This is a genomic window from Endozoicomonas sp. Z74, assembly GCF_057680865.1.
Window position 1 is genome coordinate 1 of the sequence record NZ_JBLYZI010000226.1, and the last position, 1628, is coordinate 1628.

The following is a 1628-nucleotide window of genomic DNA, read 5'->3' on the forward strand; positions in this document are numbered from 1 at the left end:
CCCTTATCCATCACAATAATCCGGTTGGCGTTGCGCACCGTGGACAGGCGATGGGCAATAATAAAGACCGTGCGCCCCTGACTGATCCGCTTCATGTTCTGCTGAATAATGTGTTCCGATTCATAATCCAGGGCACTGGTGGCCTCATCAAAGATCAGGATTTTCGGGTTGGTGAGCAGCGCCCGGGCAATGGCAATGCGCTGTTTCTGCCCGCCCGAAAGGGAGCTGCCCTGTTCACCCACATTGGTGTCGTAGCCCTCGGGCAGTTCCAGAATAAACTCATGGGCACCGGCCAGTTGCGCCGCCGCCATAATGCGCTCAATGGATGCACCGGGATCGGCCAGGGCAATATTGTCCCGAACGGAGCGATTAAACAGGAAGTTTTCCTGAAGGACCACGCCCACCTGTCGCCGCAGCCAGGCAGGCTCCACCAGGGCCAGATCCACACCATCCACTAATAGACGACCGGTGTCCGGCACGTAGAGCCGCTGCACCAGTTTGGTCAGAGTGCTTTTACCGGAGCCGGAACGGCCTACGATGCCGATCACTTCCCCGGGCTGCACGTTCAGATCAATACCGTTAAGCACCGCCGGTCGATCCGGCTGATACCGAAAGGTCACATGCTCAAAGCGAACGTTCCCTTTTAAAGCGGGCAGTGTGGTTCGATTCGGATCATGGCCGGGTTCCGTGGGCGTATTCAGTACATCGCCCAGCCGTTGCACCGAAATACCGGCCTGCTGAAAGTCTTGCCAGAGCTGCACCAGTTTCAAAATGGGCGCACTGACCCGACCGGCGATCATATTGAAGGCGATCAGCATTCCCACGGACAATTCACCACTGATCACCAGTGTGGCTCCCACCCAGAGGATCAGCACCGTCACCACCTTGTTGATCAACCCGGCACTCTGGCTGGCAATATTGCCCAGATTCATGGCCCGGAACGACGCCGAAACATAGGCCGCCAGCTGGTCTTCCCAATGCCGCTGCATCTGAGGCTCTACCGCCGAGCTTTTGATGGTTTCAATGCCGGTAACGGACTCCACCAAGAACGACTGATTCTCCGCCCCTCGCTTGAACTTCTCATTCAACCGCGCCCGCAAGACGGGCGTAACGATCAGAGACAATGCCACATAAAAAGGAATGGAGCCCAACACAATCCAGGTGAGGGTTGGGCTGTAAAAGTACATCACTACAAAAAAGACAATGGTAAACAGCAGGTCGATGCAGAGGGTCAGGGCCGAGCCGGTGATAAATTCCCGAATGGTATCCAGCTCCCGCACCCGGGCCACGGTATCCCCCACCCGCCGGGCCTGAAAAAAGGCTACTGGCAAACGCAACAGGTGGTTAAACAACCGGGAACCCAGCACCACATCCACCCGATTGGTGGTGTGGCTGAACACATAATTACGCAAGCCATTCAGCACAATATCAAACACCGACAACACCAGCAGGCCAAAAGCCAGCACGTCCAACGTCGTCAGCGCCTGATTGGCCAGGACCTTGTCGATAATCACCTGAAAGAACAGCGGCGTAATCAGGGCGAACAGTTGAATAAAAAACGACGCCAGCAGTACTTCATAGAGCAACTTTTTATGCTTGAGCATGGCCGGTATAAACCAGCTGAAGTC

1 protein-coding gene is annotated in these 1628 nt (G+C 55.5%); it reads right to left on the reverse strand.

The features are described from left to right. Positions 1-1604 (reverse strand): type I secretion system permease/ATPase (locus tag ACNRUY_RS26410; RefSeq protein ID WP_488114650.1); only part of this gene is annotated, 1604 nt, incomplete at its 3' end. Positions 1605-1628 lie beyond the last annotated feature (24 nt).